Annotated in this window: 15 protein-coding genes; 3 read left to right on the plus strand and 12 right to left on the minus strand. The window is 35.3% G+C overall.

Going from position 1 to position 15,874, the window contains the following annotated elements; translation table 11 throughout:
• Positions 1–45: 45 nt before the first annotated feature.
• Positions 46–825, plus strand: coding sequence for a phosphotransferase family protein (locus tag NW240_RS05660; protein ID WP_258436531.1), 780 nt, complete (start codon positions 46–48; stop codon positions 823–825).
• Between the two features lie 12 nt (positions 826–837).
• Positions 838–1,485 carry a tRNA (guanosine(46)-N7)-methyltransferase TrmB gene (trmB, locus tag NW240_RS05665; protein WP_258436532.1) on the plus strand — a complete coding sequence of 216 codons (648 nt, stop codon included), beginning with the start codon at positions 838–840 and terminating at the stop codon, positions 1,483–1,485.
• A gap of 73 nt (positions 1,486–1,558) precedes the next feature.
• Here the strand turns inward: trmB and pepF are convergent, their stop codons facing one another.
• The 4 genes from pepF to spxA all read right to left on the minus strand — a co-directional run bounded on the left by pepF (position 1,559) and on the right by spxA (position 5,990).
• Positions 1,559–3,373, minus strand: coding sequence for an oligoendopeptidase F (gene pepF, locus NW240_RS05670; RefSeq protein ID WP_258436533.1), 1,815 nt, complete (start codon positions 3,371–3,373; stop codon positions 1,559–1,561).
• A 122-nt stretch (positions 3,374–3,495) separates the two neighbouring features.
• Complete coding sequence (locus NW240_RS05675; protein WP_258436534.1) at positions 3,496–4,614, minus strand: competence protein CoiA; 1,119 nt, start codon at positions 4,612–4,614, stop codon at positions 3,496–3,498.
• Positions 4,615–4,673: 59 nt separating this feature from the next.
• Complete coding sequence (locus tag NW240_RS05680; RefSeq protein ID WP_258436535.1) at positions 4,674–5,429, minus strand: adaptor protein MecA; 756 nt, start codon at positions 5,427–5,429, stop codon at positions 4,674–4,676.
• Positions 5,430–5,591: 162 nt separating this feature from the next.
• On the minus strand, positions 5,592–5,990 hold the full coding sequence (spxA, locus tag NW240_RS05685; protein WP_258436536.1) for a transcriptional regulator SpxA: 399 nt from the start codon (positions 5,988–5,990) through the stop codon (positions 5,592–5,594).
• A gap of 334 nt (positions 5,991–6,324) precedes the next feature.
• Between spxA and trpS the strand changes: the two genes are divergently transcribed.
• On the plus strand, positions 6,325–7,314 hold the full coding sequence (trpS, locus tag NW240_RS05690; RefSeq protein ID WP_258436537.1) for a tryptophan--tRNA ligase: 990 nt from the start codon (positions 6,325–6,327) through the stop codon (positions 7,312–7,314).
• A 48-nt stretch (positions 7,315–7,362) separates the two neighbouring features.
• On the opposite strand, the gene NW240_RS05695 is transcribed toward trpS, so the two are convergent.
• The 8 genes from NW240_RS05695 to NW240_RS05730 form a co-directional block, all read right to left on the minus strand.
• Complete coding sequence (locus tag NW240_RS05695) at positions 7,363–7,818, minus strand: Fur family transcriptional regulator (RefSeq protein ID WP_258436603.1); 456 nt, start codon at positions 7,816–7,818, stop codon at positions 7,363–7,365.
• A 127-nt stretch (positions 7,819–7,945) separates the two neighbouring features.
• Positions 7,946–9,439 carry an aminomethyl-transferring glycine dehydrogenase subunit GcvPB gene (gcvPB, locus tag NW240_RS05700; RefSeq protein WP_258436538.1) on the minus strand — a complete coding sequence of 498 codons (1,494 nt, stop codon included), beginning with the start codon at positions 9,437–9,439 and terminating at the stop codon, positions 7,946–7,948.
• Complete coding sequence (gene gcvPA / locus NW240_RS05705; protein ID WP_258436539.1) at positions 9,439–10,788, minus strand: aminomethyl-transferring glycine dehydrogenase subunit GcvPA; 1,350 nt, start codon at positions 10,786–10,788, stop codon at positions 9,439–9,441. Before gcvPA ends, gcvPB begins: the two co-directional genes overlap by 1 nt.
• 118 nt (positions 10,789–10,906) lie before the next feature.
• Complete coding sequence (gcvH, locus tag NW240_RS05710) at positions 10,907–11,266, minus strand: glycine cleavage system protein GcvH (RefSeq protein ID WP_258436540.1); 360 nt, start codon at positions 11,264–11,266, stop codon at positions 10,907–10,909.
• An 83-nt stretch (positions 11,267–11,349) separates the two neighbouring features.
• Complete coding sequence (gcvT, locus tag NW240_RS05715; protein ID WP_258436541.1) at positions 11,350–12,486, minus strand: glycine cleavage system aminomethyltransferase GcvT; 1,137 nt, start codon at positions 12,484–12,486, stop codon at positions 11,350–11,352.
• A gap of 18 nt (positions 12,487–12,504) precedes the next feature.
• Positions 12,505–13,131 (minus strand): cyclodeaminase/cyclohydrolase family protein, encoded by a 627-nt coding sequence (locus NW240_RS05720; RefSeq protein WP_258436542.1) that lies wholly within the window; start codon positions 13,129–13,131, stop codon positions 12,505–12,507.
• 9 nt (positions 13,132–13,140) lie between these two features.
• A complete protein-coding gene (locus NW240_RS05725) occupies positions 13,141–13,995 on the minus strand; it encodes a bifunctional 5,10-methylenetetrahydrofolate dehydrogenase/5,10-methenyltetrahydrofolate cyclohydrolase (protein ID WP_258436543.1) in 855 nt (284 codons plus the stop codon).
• Positions 13,996–14,089: 94 nt separating this feature from the next.
• The gene (locus tag NW240_RS05730) at positions 14,090–15,760 is read right to left on the minus strand and encodes a formate--tetrahydrofolate ligase (protein WP_258436544.1); all 1,671 of its coding nucleotides are present in this window, start codon (positions 15,758–15,760) and stop codon (positions 14,090–14,092) included.
• Between the last annotated feature and the right edge of the window lie 114 nt (positions 15,761–15,874).

A 15,874-nucleotide genomic window follows, 5' to 3' on the forward strand; every position in this document is an offset into this window, starting at 1 on the left:
GCATGTTAAAATAAAGAGTATCACTTTAATGAAAGGAGCGAGGATATGTACCATGATAGCGAAGAATGGCGAATGACACCATTGAGTGGGAACACCGGTCAAGCATATATGGGTGTCAGTAAAGATGAAAAAGTCTTTTTTAAGCGTAATACCTCGCCCTTTATTGCTGCTTTAGCTGCTGAAGGTATCACTCCTAAATTAAAATGGACTCAAAGAACCTATACAGGAGATATATTAACCGCTCAGGAATGGGAAGACGGTCATTTATTAAATAAAAAAGACATGGCTAACCAAGAAGTCATTAATTTGATTCGCTCGATCCATCAAAATGACTCTCTTTTAAATTTACTTAAACGTGCAAAAGCCCAAGAATCGTCTCCTCTAGATTTATTAAAAGATTACTATCAGGATTTACCTCTTTCGCTAAAGTCTCATAGCTATTTTAATCATATTATCCAGCAGATGGAGCAAATGATTGATCAGGATTTTTTAGATATTGATTACTGTATCTGTCACGGTGATCTTAATCATAACAACTTTTTGCTAACAGATGACCAACATTTGTACTTAGTTGATTGGGATAATGTTAAAATAGCAGACCCGCTCTTCGATATCTGCTATTTACTCTGCCATTATTTTTTACCAGGAGAATGGATGGAATGGTTTAATCTCTATCAATTTCCTATTACCGATTCCTTTCAAAAACGGGTAAAATGGTACAGTCTTCTGGCCTGCCTTAATCTTATTAAAGAATATTATGCAGAAGATCGTCACTATCAAGTAAATGAAACAGTTGTTTTGTTAAAAAATATCTATGAAAATTAAAAAGGAGAGACTATGAGATTACGTCACAAACCATGGGCCGCTGATAAATTAAAGGCCTATCCAAAATATGTTACTCAAAATCCCCAGGACTTTAAAGGGGAATGGCAAAAACGTTTTGCTAAAGACCAACCGATTCATATTGAAGTTGGATCAGGCAAGGGAAAATTTATTGTTGAAATGGCTAAAGCACATCCTAACATCAACTATATTGCCATCGAATTACAAACTTCAGTAGCTGTTTCTATTCTGGAGTTACAATTAGATGCACAACTAGAAAACTTACAAATCATTAATGCACACGGTGGTGATTTGAACCATTTCTTCAGTGATGGAGAAGTCAGTCGGGTATACCTTAATTTTTCTGATCCTTGGCCTAAAGCTCGTCATAGTAAGCGACGTCTAACTTCTCCAAAATTTTTAGACCAATACCAAACCATTTTAAAGCTCGATGGAGATATTCATTTTAAGACTGATAATATGAGTCTCTTTCAGTATTCCTTAGCTTCTATGAGCCAGTATGGTTTCGTTTTTCGCCAAGTATGGTTAGACCTTCATCAGAGTGATTTTGAAGGAAACATACAAACTGAATACGAGGAAAAATTCTCGGCTAAAGGTCACCCAATCTATCGCTTAGAGGCCTATTATCCCCCAAAAAATTGATAGCTTGTTAAACACAAAATCCCTCAATAGGTATGCACCTATTGAGGGGTTAATTTATTTAAAACTTTTTTGATTATGAACGATGTTCTTTCAAAATGGATTCAAACTCCTTGAGTCTTTCTTCGAAAACGTCAAGAGTTGCTAGGATATAATCTGCTTGAGTCATATCTAATCCAGCATCTTTCATAGTATCTACTGCATATTTAGAAGAACCAGATTTTAAGAAACCTTTATAGTTTTCTAAAGCCTCTTTGTCTCCTTGATAAATTTTAGCAGCAAAGTAAGTTGCAGCTGAAAAGCCTGTGGCATATTGGAAGACATAATAATTATAATAGAAGTGAGGGATACGTGACCACTCTAAAATAATTTCAGAGTCTGAATTGACTGCTTCTCCATAATACTTAGCATTTAACTCACGGTAGTTTTCTGAAAGGAATTCCTGGGTTAATGGTTTTCCTTCAGCGTCTGCTGTATGCATAAAGTGTTCGAATTCAGCAAATTGTGTTTGACGAAAGACTGTACCTTTGGCTCCGTCTAAGAAATGATTTAAGATAAACAAACGAATTTCTGGATCTTCATACTTATCTAATAAGTAATAAGTCAATAAGTTTTCGTTTGTCGTCGAGGCAATTTCCGCTAAGAAAATAGAATAGCCAGAGTAAATATGCTCTTGATTATTACGACTTAAGTAAGAGTGAGCAGAATGTCCTAACTCATGAATCAAAGTGTAAAGATGATTAATTGAGTCTTGCCAATTCATTAAAATATAGGGCTTAGAATCATAAGTTCCTGAAGAATAAGCACCTGAACGTTTTCCAATATTTTCATATAAGTCAATCCAACGGTCAGCAAAGGCTTCCTTCATTATTGCCACATAGTCTTCACCCATTGGTTTAACAGCTTCCAAAATAATTGACTGCGCCTCTTCATAAGTCACTTTAATAGGGGCTTCGCCTAATAAAGGTGTATACATATCATACATTTCTAAGTCTTCTACATCTAGTAAGTCTTTACGAAGTTCTACATAACGATGTAAAAGATTTAAACGTGAATGAACAGCCTCTAACAAGGTATCATAAACTGACTCTGGCACATTGTTTTGGAAAAGAGCGGCTTGTCGGGCAGAGTCAAAGTGACGTACTTTTGCTTGATAGTTATGAGCTTTCATTTGACTAGAAATTAAACTAGCATATGTATTTTTAAATTGATCGAAAACGCTATAATATTTTTGGAAAGTTTCTTTTCTAACACGACGGTCAGAAGATTCCAGCATCTTCCCATAAACCGAATGAGTGAGCTCGACTTCATGGCCTTCCTCATCCTTGATGGTAGGGAACTTCAAATCTGCATCTGTTAATAAGCCAAATGTTTTGCTTGGTGTCGCAAAAACCTCTCCAGCTTTGGCTAATAATAATTCTTCTGCATGACTTAAAGTATGTGGGCGGAAACGTACTGCATTATCTAGAAACTGATGATATTTTTGTAAAGTCTTATTACTATTGATAAAATCCTGTAATTTCTCTTCATCAATTGCCAAAAGCTCAGGATCAAAGAATGCTGTAGCCCCATCAAATTCAGTAATTAATTGCAATGTACGTGCTTGTAAACTTTGTGAAGCAGAAACTGTTTGGTCTTGATCACTGATTAAATGTGTGTAGACATATAAGTTTTCAACCACTCTTTCAGTCTCTTTCATCGTTTCAATTGCTTTAACAAGTTGATCGGAACTTTGATCGAGTGTTCCTTCTAAACCTTTTAAATCTGCAATCATTTGCTGTGCCTTCGAAAAATCGGATTCAAAAGCTTCTTGATCTTTATACATAGATGACAAATCCCAAGTATATTTTTCTTCTATTTCAGAACGTTTACGTGCTTTTTGTGTAGACATAACATTACTCCCTTTTCTTATGATAATCATAGTTTAGCATAATTAACACTTAAATGGGAACGTTATCAAATAAAAGTTAGATGGTTTTAAAAAAAAATTTTGGCTCACTAACATTTTATTTTTCACTTCTTTATTATTCTAAGAACATTATAAAGACTATAAAAGGTTTCTTCAGATAAAATTTTAGGATTAACCAATAAAGGAAAGCTTAACATATTAAAATGCTTTTTTTTTAGGTGTTCATTCATCCTCAAAGAAAAGGTAGAAAAGTTTAAACCATCTCCTACAAAACTGAGGTTTGTATTATTAGTAATCCAAAACATAGATTCAATGGCCCAAATCCAAATCAGCCAACCAGGTTCTTTGAATGCTAGCATATTCCAATTATTATTAAAAACCCATCTGGGTATTTCTTCTAAGTTAATCTGATAGTTGTAGAGTTGGCTTAAGAAGAACTGATAAGAAGGATTGGATTTTATTGAACGAATAATGAAAGAATGATCTTTCAGAGCGATTTTTCTAGATTTAGTATTTTCCCTATATAAGTTTTTAGAATCAGTTTTTGATTTTAAGCTTTCATTAAAAGCTGAAATCCAATTATCTTTAAAAGAAAAGTTTGTGACCTGAAAATCTAAACTATCCAAGCAATATACTAAAGGTATATGGTGATAGCATTTTAATTTTTGATGCTTTAAATTCAAAGTCCAAACATGATAGTCTAGTTTATTAGAATACACAAGACAACGTCGAGCCCATTGTCTTATCACCTTTTGATTAAAATAATGATCATCAATTAACCATTGAACTCGAAAACCAAGCGACTTATAGTTTTTTTGTCTTTTATATAGTTCGATAGCTGAGATAACTGATTTTTGATACTCGACAATCCGTATACCTGAACTATCTTTAATCATGACATCAACAATTTGATTAATTTTTCCAAAGACAGCCTCTTGCTTGCATTGGTATCCAAACCGTTGAAAATTTTCTAAAAGCAAAGCTTTGGCTTGCTTATGTTCTTTACTTTCTCCTCGATTGTGTTTTTGTAAACATAATATTAAATGATTTTCCTCATCTTTAATATCTTTCGAACATGATTTTATATGCCGAAAGTAGGAACGTCCTCTTTCTTTTCTAATCAAAACTACTTTATTCAAGCAATGTGGACAAACATAGGCCTGATCCTTTCTTGCTTCTCTAGCATAAATTAATTCCCCTTCTTGATTTCTTGCCGCATACATTAAAAAGACCCCCTTTTATCTGAAATACAGACATAAGGGGGTTTAAGTGTTTAATTAATTTAGAATTGATTTCCAAAAAAGTATAGTGCATCATTTTTTCTCAATAGATCACCGTGTTCAGCTAAAACAGATGAAGTAACCATTGATATTTCTCCAAACTCGAAGAGAGCCAATAGCTTAGTAGCTAATTTTTCTTTACTTACTGTTTTTTCCAGATTATAAAGAATTAAGAAATAATGCGAATTCATATAATAAAGATCGGAAGCTATTAATTCACTTGGTATTTCACGTGCCAATCTAAGAAAATCATCTAATGAACTAAAACGGATGACTTCTTCAATAGAGTATTCTTGAGACTCGTTTGTCTCACTTGAATCAGATTTAGGATTAAATAAATTCATCATCGACTCAATCGCCGTCTTATTAGTTTTCTTATTAGTAGAGGAGCTCAATTGTTGATTCGATTCAATGTTTGAATCGGTCATATTTTCATTCAAGCGTTCCTTTTGGGCCATTTCCTTGCGCTCTTTAAGGCGCCGCGTTAGTTCATCTTCCCATACCTCATCAAGTTCCTCAACATTGGCACGACTGATATACAATTCTAAGCCTTCGCTGTTAGGAATCACTTGGAAAGTCACAGCTTCTGAATCGTGAAAATGATGATCAATATCGACTTCTTCTAAAATTGAATAAAAGAATTTTTCAATACGTGATTGGTCCCCTATTAAATCGAGAAAATCGATACCTCGCTCTTCTAAATCCTCTGACCCAATTAAAACTTTAATTAAATTATCATTTATATGTTCCATTTCCATAGCAATTCACCTCCACCTTCTTATCCATTATACTACTAAGAAACAGACATACCAAACATTATGTCATGTCAAGTAATCTTAGCAAAAATAGATAGGCTATGCAAGCTTATCTATTTGAATTCTATTTATTAACTAAAAAAGGACCCGAAGGCCCTTTTTGGATTATTCATTTACTAAAGCGCGGGCACGACGTAATTCACGAGCTCTTACTTCACGAGGTAAGAAACGTCTAATTTCATCCTCGTTATAACCAATCTGAATACGTTTATCATCTAAAATAATTGGTCGACGCAGAAGACCAGGTTGACTTTGCACTAATTCAAAAAAGTCATTTAGAGGGAGTTCACTGATTTCTAAATCTAATTCTGAATAAGCTTTAGAACGTGTTGAAACTATATCCTCAGTTCCTTCTTCAGTCATACGTAAAATTCCTTTTATTTCATTAATCGTTAAGGGCTCAGTAAAAATATTGCGTTCTTCATAGGCAATATCGTTTTCTTCTAACCACGAACGGGCTTTTCTACATGACGTGCAACTTGGAGTTACATATAATGTTACCATTAAAAGATCATCCTCTCTTGTGAACATTCTTCTCTCTTAAAGACACGTACTTATTCAATTATTGAACTTAAGATTCTATCATTTAACAATTAAATCTATTCGATACAATAAGTGAGCTTCACAAAGTATTAAATACTCTATATGAAATTATAGCAACAAAAACGCTTTAAAGCAAACTATTTTCAGTGATGAATGTGTGTCATTTATTAGAATTTCTGATGAAAGGTGGTAAGTTTGTGAAAACTCACTAGCTTTTTTTCATAAATCCTAGCATTTAATTTTAAATAGGTTATAATTATTATCGTAAATATAAGGCTTAAGAAAGAGGAGTATCATGAAAAAAAACATTTTTTCCGGTGTACAACCAACTTCCATTCCCACTCTTGGAAACTATATTGGAGCGATGAAATCATTTGTTGACTTACAAGATGAGTATCAAGCAACCTACTGTATTGTTAATCAACATGCCATCACGGTCCCTCAAGACCCTAAAATACTAGTAAAACAAACTAAGCAGTTAGCTGCTCTTTATTTAGCAATTGGAATTGATCCAAATAAATCAACAGTCTTTGTTCAATCTGAAGTCCCCGCTCATTCACAAGTCGCTTGGCTTATTACCTGCCAGATTGGCGTAGGCGAATTAGAACGAATGACCCAATATAAAGATAAGTCGGCTAAACAAGAATCTGTTGGCGCTGGCTTACTTTGCTATCCAGCTTTGATGGTTGGCGATATTGTACTTTATGATACTAATTATGTTCCAGTAGGCGATGACCAGCGTCAGCATATTGAATTAACAAGAAATTTTGTTGACCGTTTTAACAACCACTATGGGGATGGCATATTAGTAAAACCAGAACCCATCTATCCGAGTGCTGGTAAACGGGTTATGAGTCTGCAAGATCCAAGTAGAAAAATGTCAAAATCGGATAAAAATGAAAAAAGTAAAATATCAATGTTAGACGAACCGCGTCAAATTATTAAAAAAATAAAATCAGCTGTAACAGACTCAATTGGTATTGTGAATTATGATAAAGATAATCAAGCTGGGATAGCCAATCTACTTGAAATCTATGCAAGTTTAAGTGAACAATCTATTGAAAGTATCGTTAATCAATACCATGACTTAGGATATGGTCGCTTTAAATCAGATTTAGCCGATTTGGTAGTATCTGTTTTAGAACCAATTCAAGAGCGTTACAACCAATTACTTGCAAGCGATGAACTTTATGATATTCTCTCGACTGGTGCAAATAGAGCAAATGAAACCGCTTCTCAAACATTGGCTCGTATGGAAAAAGTAATGGGTATAAAATATCGATAAAATTTAACTAAACTAAAAAGCCAACTTGCTAAGCAAGTTGGCTTTTTTTTAGTTATTTTCTATTTTTTCACAACATTCTTGACACAATCCATAAAAAGAAACTTCCATTGATTTCACGTTAAATTTATCTAATTCTTGTATTTCGCTGTATAAATCATTGAATTGATTCATAAAAACATCTTCAATTTTTCCACAGGACTCGCAAATTGTATGTCCATGAGGTTGTACATTAATATCATAGTGCTTTGTTTTTTCATCGATATTTAATTCTTGTATAATACCTGCACTCACAAAGGCACGAACATTATTATAGACTGTTGCTAAACTCATTTGTGGATATTCTTGTTGAACTTGTTGGTAAATTTCTTCGACACTTGGATGTTTAACTTTTGTCAAGATTATCTTCAAGATGGCTCGTCGCTGAGGAGTTACACGAACTTTATCTTTCTTCATTATTTCTAAGAGTTGATTTATTTCTGATTCAATATCTTTTTTAGTTTTCATGGACAAGCCACCTCCTAATAATTTTATTTAGCAATGAATGACGTTAAATTGAAACTGTTACAGTTTACAATTCTAAATTATTTTCACAAAAAAATCAACTGACCGAGATCAGTTGATTTAATTTCTTTTATTCTACTTCTGCAGCATCTGATTCATGATTCTCAAAAGTATATTTTAGTACTGGTTTACGAGAAGCTCCTGCCTCATCCAATCGTCTTACTGGTGTATTATGTGGTGCAGTTTGAACAATTTCAGGATTGTCAATAGCCTCTTGATTAATCTTAATCAAGATATCTGCTACATAATCTAAATCTGCTTTAGACTCTGTTTCAGTCGGCTCAACCATTAAACATTCTGGAACATGTAATGGGAAATATGTAGTTGGTGCGTGAATTCCAAAGTCTAATAAACGTTTACCAACATCTTTAGCTGTTACTCCATAATCTTTCTTATGACGACTTAAGTCTAATACAAAGTCGTTCTTGTTGAAGTTAGGGAATGGTGCATCAAAGTATTCATTAACACGTACTCGTAAATAATTAGCGTTAAGAACCGCATCTTCAGAAGCACGACGTAAGCCCTCAGCACCCATTGCACGAATGTAAGTATAAGCACGGACATTCACTCCAAAGTTACCAAAGTTTCCTTTGATTCGACCATAAGATTTCTCAGGAGTTTCAAGTTCATATTTATCTCCATTTTTAACTACGTTTGGTCCAGGAATAAATGGCGCTAATTTATCTACGACACCAATTGGTCCTGAACCTGGTCCTCCACCACCGTGAGGTCCAGTAAAGGTCTTATGTAAGTTTAAGTGACAAGCGTCAAATCCCATTGCGCCTGGAGAAGTTAATCCCATGATAGCGTTCAAGTTAGCACCATCGTAATATGCTAAACCGCCTGCCTCATGAACAAGATCAACAATTTCCTTAGCGTCTTTTTCAAACAGACCAGCTGTTGAAGGGTTAGTAATCATGATACCGGCAATATTTGGTCCTACAGCAGCACGAACTGCTTCAACATCAATAATTCCTTCCGGAGTTGAGGGTAGCTCAACTGTTTCAAAACCAGCTACCATAGCTGTTGCTGGGTTTGTACCGTGAGCTGAGTCAGGAATTAAAATAACACGACGTTGCTCTAGTTCTCCAATAGACTCAAAATATGCTTTAAAAGCTAGAATCGCTGCTAATTCTCCTTGAGCTCCTGCAGCTGGCTGTAAAGTTAAAGCTGGGAATTGAGTGACCTCTTTCAAGTATTCTTGCAATTCATACATTAATTGCAAAGCGCCTTGAATAGTATCTGGATCTTGTAATGGATGAATATTTGCAAATCCATCCATAGCAGCCACATCTTCGTTAATTTTTGGATTGTATTTCATTGTACATGATCCTAAAGGATAAGGACCTGATTCAATACCAAAGTTACGGTTTGAAAGCGCAGTATAATGACGTACAATTTGTAATTCAGAAGCTTCAGGTAAACGCGCAGGTTCTTGACGTGCATATTCACCTAATTCCGATAATAAGTCGTATTCTTCAACTTCAGAAACTGGCAAATCATAAGCTGTATGTCCTTCTTGTGAAATTTCAAAAATCATTTTATCATAATCTTGTAAGATCATTATTTTGCCACCTCCGCTAAAGCAGTTACAAATTTATCCATTTCTTCTTTAGTACGTTTTTCAGTTACACAAAGTAGATAGGCATTGTCAACACCCATTGCTTTTGAAGCATCAAAGCCACCAACAAATCCTTTTTCAAATAAGTCTTTATTAACTTGACGTACGTCTTTATTTAATTTGATAACAAACTCGTTGAAGAAAGGTTTAGTGTTAAGGACTTCAAAACCTGCTGCTTTTAATTCTTTAGCAAGATAATGTGTATTATTGATATTAGCCTGTGCTAATTCTTGAATGCCTACCTTACCGTATGCGGACATAGCAATAGATGATGCTAAAGCGAATAAGGCTTGGTTTGAAGAATAGTTAGAAGTTGCCTTTTCACGACGAATGTGTTGTTCACGTGTAGAAAGGGTCATAACGAATCCACGTCTACCTTCTTCATCTACTGTTTCCCCAACAATACGTGAAGGAATCTTACGCATTAATTTGTCATTAACGGCAAAGTAACCACAGTGAGGCCCACCTAAAGACATTGGAATACCGAAAGGCTGAACATCTCCAACTGTAATATCCGCTCCTAAAGCACCTGGTTTTTCTAGTTTAGCAAGAGCTAATGGGTTAGCAGAAACAATTAACAATGTTTTTGTTCCTTCTAAAGCTGACTTAATTGCTTTTAAATCTTCAACCGATCCAAAGAAGTTTGGATATTGAACAATAACTGCCGCTACTTCAGCATCTAATTTAGCTTTTAAATCTTCAAGACTTGTGACTTCATTTTCAAGTGCTATTTCTTCAACATCGTATTCTTTACCAAAACCGTAAGTTTTAACCGTTTCAATTGCTTGTGGGTTTAACCCTTTAGAGACTAATACTTTTTTAGATTTCTTAACATGATTGAATGCAAGGTTAGCTGCTTCTGAAACAGAATTATAACCATCATACATACCACAATTCGCTAAATCCATACCGGTTAATTCGGCAATCATTGTCTGCCATTCAAATAATGCTTGCAATTCACCCTGAGATACTTCAGGTTGGTACGGAACATAGGCTGTCAAGAACTCTTGACGCATAATAATATGATTAACAATCGAAGGTACATGGTGGTCATACGTTCCAGCACCTAAGAAAAAAGGCATTTGACTGGATGAAGTGTTTAGAGCCGACATTCTAGTCAGTTCTTTAACGATTTCCAATTCAGAAAGTGGTTCAGGTAAGTTCATTTTACCTGTACGACGTACATTTTCAGGCAAGTCAGAGAAGATATCCATAATATCTTTAACGCCAATTGTTTCTAGCATTGCTTGGCGGTCTTGGTCTGTGTTAGGTAAATATCTAAAATTTGCCATGATCTGCTCCTTAATCTATTTTTTCTTTAATTCGTACTTTTTAAATTAATAGCATTTTAAACTTAAATATTAGAGTGACATAGAGTCACTCTAATAAATAAACCTTTAAAATTTATGATTATTCAGCTGGCTCTTCAGTTAAGAATTCTGATGTGTCGATGTCTTCTTCAGTTTCGATTTCGAAGAACCATCCTTTACCTTGAGCATCTTCGTTAACTAATTCTGGTGCATCTTCTAATTCTTCGTTAACTGCTACAACTTTTCCTGCGAAAGGCGCGTATACTTCAGAAACTGATTTAACTGATTCTACTGTAGCGATTTCTTCCTCAGCGTCGAATTCATCGTCAACTTCTGGTAGTTCAACGTGAACGATATCTCCTAATTGTTCTGCAGCAAATGCAGTGATACCTACACGTGCTTTGTTAGCTGCTAAAATTTCAATGAATTCGTGTTCTTCTGTAAAAAATACTTGTGACATTATTAATGACCCCTTTTCTTAAATTGTTTTATGTGCTCATTTTATCAAACATTTAACAAAAATGAAACTACTTTAAGTTAAATTTACTTACTAGCAGTTAACCAATCTTTCTTAGTTAATTCTGCTTCAATTTCTTTGCCACGGATATCGATAATTACTTTATCGCCAACTTTATAATCTGTGTCAACACGTACAAATCCTAAAGGATATCCCAATGTAGGGGATTTAGTTCCCGAAGTTACAACACCAATTACTTCACCTTCATGATTTTTAACTTCCATACCATGACGAGCGATTTGTTTACCATCAATCTTGAATCCACGAGAAGCTTCTTTTTTATCACCAGCACGGTAAGCAGCAATCGCTTCTTTACCGATGTAATCTGCTTCTTTAGCTTTTGGCACTGCAAAAGCAATTCCGCCAGCAATTGGGTTGACACTCTCATCGAAGTCATTGCCATATAATGGTAGACCAGCTTCAAGACGTAAAGTATCACGTGCACCAAGCGCACACTCTTTAACACCTAAGTCTTGCCCTTCTTCAACTAATTTCTTCCAAATCTCAACCATATGCTCAGCTGGAATATATAGTTCGAAACCTTCTTCACCAGTGTAACCAGTACGTGAAATTTGAACACGTTCAAAACCAGCTACTACTTGGTCTTGTTTGTAAGAATAGTATTCAATTTCTTTCAAGTTAGTATCTGTAATGCGAGCCAATAGTTCTTCAGCATTTGGTCCTTGAACTGCAATTAAGCCCCAGTCATAAGTTTCATCTGTGATTTCAACTTGACCATCTTGGTTATGATCATTCATCCATTTAACAATCTTTTCACGGTTAGAGCCGTTTGGAGTTGCAACAAATTCATCATCATTACGACGATAGTAAATTAAATCATCTAACATACCACCATCTTCTTTACATACAGCGGTATATTGAGCTTTTCCATTATACGTAGCTTTATTTACGTCATTCGTGATTAAACCGTTCCACCAGTCATAAGCATTCATCTTAGCTGATTTAACGCGAACTTCTCCCATATGAGAAGCGTCAAATAAACCAACTGCATTACGAACAGCTTCATGTTCTTCAGCTATTTTTGTGATTTGAATTGGTAATCCCCATCCACCGAAATCTGTAATCTTACAACCTTTTTCGATGTAATAGTCATACATAGGTGTTTTTTTCAATCCGTTTTCATCTAATTGAACGTTTGTCATTATATTATCTCCTTCGCTTTACTTGATTAAAATATCTTTGACTTGTGCGTAGTATTCATCTAATTGAGAGGACAATTCAGCAACTTTTTTATTAGCCAAATCATAATATTCTTCTTGTTTTTCTTTATCTTTGAGTTGTCCACCATTAATATAAAGATTTAAAGAAGAAGCTTGGACAGCCGATCTTAACATTTGAAGACCTACACCCACATCTGAAATGATGATTTTTTTAATTAAAGGGATAACTTTATCAAATCCTTCAACAATTTGACTAACTTCTGAAATCAAGTCAACTGGAGGTTGAGAAGCAATGACCAATCCGCTTTGGATGGCTTCATTACGCACTTGTTTTTCTACGTCAGTTGATCTTGGCATACCATACGCTTTAGAAAGCGGTTCAAATTCTGTGGCATCACGATCAATAATATTTATAAAAATTTCTTTACTTTTTTCAAACTCTTCAATTTTTTCAGCAAGAAAAGTTTGATCTTCTTCAGATAATTTATCACTTTGCGAGAAAATCATAGCCATCAAAATAGCCCCAATACCCAATCCAGCTGTAACCCCAGCTGCAGCCCCTCCACCAGGAGTTGGCTCATTAGAAGCTAATTTGTTAATAAATTCTGTGACTTTTAATTCTTTCATTACTCGCTCCTATTCTAAACCATTAAGAAGCTTAGCACCCTTGACAACTTGTGAAGCTAGAACACCAGTTGTTACAGAACCAACACCACCTGGAACAGGAGTGATGGCACTTGCTTTAGGCTCAACTTCATCAAAGCGAACATCTCCAGTTGCCTTACCATCTTTATAGCCAAATCCGACATCGATAACTGTTGCGCCTTCTTTAATATAATCAGGTCCAACAAGCCCAAGAGCTCCAGTAGCAGAGACCACAATATCAGCTAAAGTAGTGTGGATTGTATTATCTTTAGTATAAACATGTGTATTTGAAACTGTTGCATTACGATTTGATAACATAACAGCTAATGGCTTACCAACAACTGGCGATGACCCAATGACACTAACTTCTGCACCTTCTAATTCATAATTATAGTAATCAAGAATTTCGATACAAGCTTGTGCTGTAGAAGGGGCCATTGCAGTTGGATCATTATTAATTAGTTTCCCTAAGTTCACTGGGTTTAAAGCATCTACGTCTTTATAAGGATTTAAACGTTCTGCAATTTCTGCACGTTCAATTCCTTCTGGGAATGGTTGCATAATGATAACGCCTGATACAGATTTATCTTCATTTAATTCGTCAATAATTTTTAATACATCTTCAGTTGTTTTTGCATCTAATTCAGTACGAGCTTCAGCTTCGATTCCGCATTTTTCCATTACTTTCATAGCGTTTTTTTCATAAGCCATGGAAGAAGGATTTTCATCGACACGTAATACAACTAATTTAGGGACAATCCCTTTTTCTCTTAAAGCTTCTGCTTCTTGACGAGTACGCTCGCGAATAGCTTTTCCAACTTCTTTACCATCTAAAATCTTACCCATAAGATCCTCCCTTTTCTATTCGATACACTGTAAAAATCGAACGAGCAAAAATTTACTCGCTCGACTATTAATTTTATCTTAGAATCTATTCTTTTTAGAATAATCCTTCGATGTTACCTTTTTCATCAACATCAATACGGTTAGCAGCTGGTTCTTTTGGTAATCCAGGCATCTTCATGATATCACCTGTCATAGCAACAATGAAGCCTGCACCAGCTGAAACGGTTAAATCACGGATAGTAACAGTGAATCCTTCTGGAGCCCCAAGTAATTTAGGATCGTCAGAGAATGAATATTGAGTTTTCGCCATACAAATTGGTAGGTTACCGTGGCCTTGCTCAGTGAATTGCTTAATTTTCTTCTTAGCTACTGAAGTAAATTCAACTTTTGCACCACCATAAATTTTGGTTACTAACGTTTCAAGTTTATCTTCAATAGAATCTTCTACATCATAGGCAAATTTGAAGTTGCTTTCTTTTTCAGATGCTTCAACGACAGCTTTGGCTAATTCAGTTGCACCTTCGCCTCCATCAGAGAAGTGAGTAGAAAGAACAACTTTAACGCCTTCTTTTTCACATTCTTCACGTAATGCTTCAATCTCAGCATCTGTATCAGTTGGGAATGCGTTGATCGCAACTACTGGGTTTAACCCGAATACATTCTTAATATTGTTAATGTGACGCATTAAGTTAGGCATACCTTTACGTAAAGCATCTACGTTTTCTGGTCCTAATTCTTTCTTGTCAACTCCACCATGCATCTTCAAAGCACGAATTGTCGCTACGATTACAACGGCTGAAGGAGCAATTCCAGCTTGACGACATTTGATGTCTAAGAATTTCTCAGCACCTAAGTCCGCACCGAAACCAGCTTCAGTAATTGTGTAATCTGCATAATTCATTGCTAATTTAGTAGCAATAATAGAGTTACATCCGTGAGCAATATTAGCAAATGGTCCACCGTGTACAAAAGCTGGTGTTCCTTCTAATGTTTGTACAATGTTTGGCTTGATTGCATCTTTAAGTAAAGCAGTTGCTGCTCCGGCACCGTTAATATCTTTAACAGTAACTGGCTTATTATCTTTGCGAGTGTAAGCAACAATCATATTACCTAATTTTTCTTTCAATTCTTGTAAATTGTTAGATAAACAGAATGCTGCCATTACTTCAGAAGCTACAACGATGTCGTAACCATCTTCACGTGTCACACCATCAACACGACGACCTAATCCATTTACAATATTACGTAATTGACGGTCGTTCATGTCAACAACACGACGCCATACAATACGATTGGTATCAATATCTAATTCATTACCATGGTGAATGTGGTTATCTAATAAGGCAGCGATTAAGTTAGTTGCTGCTCCAATCGCGTGGAAATCTCCAGTAAAGTGTAAGTTAATATCTTCCATAGGAACAACTTGTGCGTATCCACCACCAGCAGCTCCACCTTTAATACCAAATACTGGTCCTAATGAAGGCTCACGTAAAGCAACTGCTGTTTTCTTACCGATCTTAGTCATTCCATCTGCCAAGCCGATTGAAGTAGTAGTTTTACCTTCACCAGCAGGAGTTGGAGTGATTGCAGTAACAAGAACTAATTTTCCTAAGTCCTTATTATCCATATCTAATTTAGTAAAATCGATTTTAGCTTTTGTTTTACCGTAAGGCTCTAATACATCATTAGAAATCCCTAACTTTGCAGCCACATCTTCAATTGGTTGCAATTTAGCTTCCTGTGCGATTTGAATATCTGTCTTCATTAAAATCTTTTCCCCCTTTAGATAAATCACATAGTATCTCTATGCATCTCTCATCATACCATAAAACAATAGGAAACTCTTACATTTTGCAGACTGTTTTTAAAAAATTGCATT

Source organism: Facklamia sp. 7083-14-GEN3 (assembly GCF_024742075.1).
GTDB lineage: Bacteria > Bacillota > Bacilli > Lactobacillales > Aerococcaceae > Facklamia.

Excerpts from the sequence above, each read along its gene's own strand:
- NW240_RS05660 (WP_258436531.1), top strand. The coding sequence starts at position 46 with ATGTACCATGATAGCGAAGAATGGCGAATGACACCATTGAGTGGGAAC.
- trmB (WP_258436532.1), top strand. The coding sequence starts at position 838 with ATGAGATTACGTCACAAACCATGGGCCGCTGATAAATTAAAGGCCTAT.
- pepF (WP_258436533.1), bottom strand. The coding sequence starts at position 3,373 with ATGTCTACACAAAAAGCACGTAAACGTTCTGAAATAGAAGAAAAATAT.
- NW240_RS05675 (WP_258436534.1), bottom strand. The coding sequence starts at position 4,614 with ATGTATGCGGCAAGAAATCAAGAAGGGGAATTAATTTATGCTAGAGAA.
- NW240_RS05680 (WP_258436535.1), bottom strand. The coding sequence starts at position 5,429 with ATGGAAATGGAACATATAAATGATAATTTAATTAAAGTTTTAATTGGG.
- spxA (WP_258436536.1), bottom strand. The coding sequence starts at position 5,990 with ATGGTAACATTATATGTAACTCCAAGTTGCACGTCATGTAGAAAAGCC.
- trpS (WP_258436537.1), top strand. The coding sequence starts at position 6,325 with ATGAAAAAAAACATTTTTTCCGGTGTACAACCAACTTCCATTCCCACT.
- NW240_RS05695 (WP_258436603.1), bottom strand. The coding sequence starts at position 7,818 with ATGAAAACTAAAAAAGATATTGAATCAGAAATAAATCAACTCTTAGAA.
- gcvPB (WP_258436538.1), bottom strand. The coding sequence starts at position 9,439 with ATGATCTTACAAGATTATGATAAAATGATTTTTGAAATTTCACAAGAA.
- gcvPA (WP_258436539.1), bottom strand. The coding sequence starts at position 10,788 with ATGGCAAATTTTAGATATTTACCTAACACAGACCAAGACCGCCAAGCA.
- gcvH (WP_258436540.1), bottom strand. The coding sequence starts at position 11,266 with ATGTCACAAGTATTTTTTACAGAAGAACACGAATTCATTGAAATTTTA.
- gcvT (WP_258436541.1), bottom strand. The coding sequence starts at position 12,486 with ATGACAAACGTTCAATTAGATGAAAACGGATTGAAAAAAACACCTATG.
- NW240_RS05720 (WP_258436542.1), bottom strand. The coding sequence starts at position 13,131 with ATGAAAGAATTAAAAGTCACAGAATTTATTAACAAATTAGCTTCTAAT.
- NW240_RS05725 (WP_258436543.1), bottom strand. The coding sequence starts at position 13,995 with ATGGGTAAGATTTTAGATGGTAAAGAAGTTGGAAAAGCTATTCGCGAG.
- NW240_RS05730 (WP_258436544.1), bottom strand. The coding sequence starts at position 15,760 with ATGAAGACAGATATTCAAATCGCACAGGAAGCTAAATTGCAACCAATT.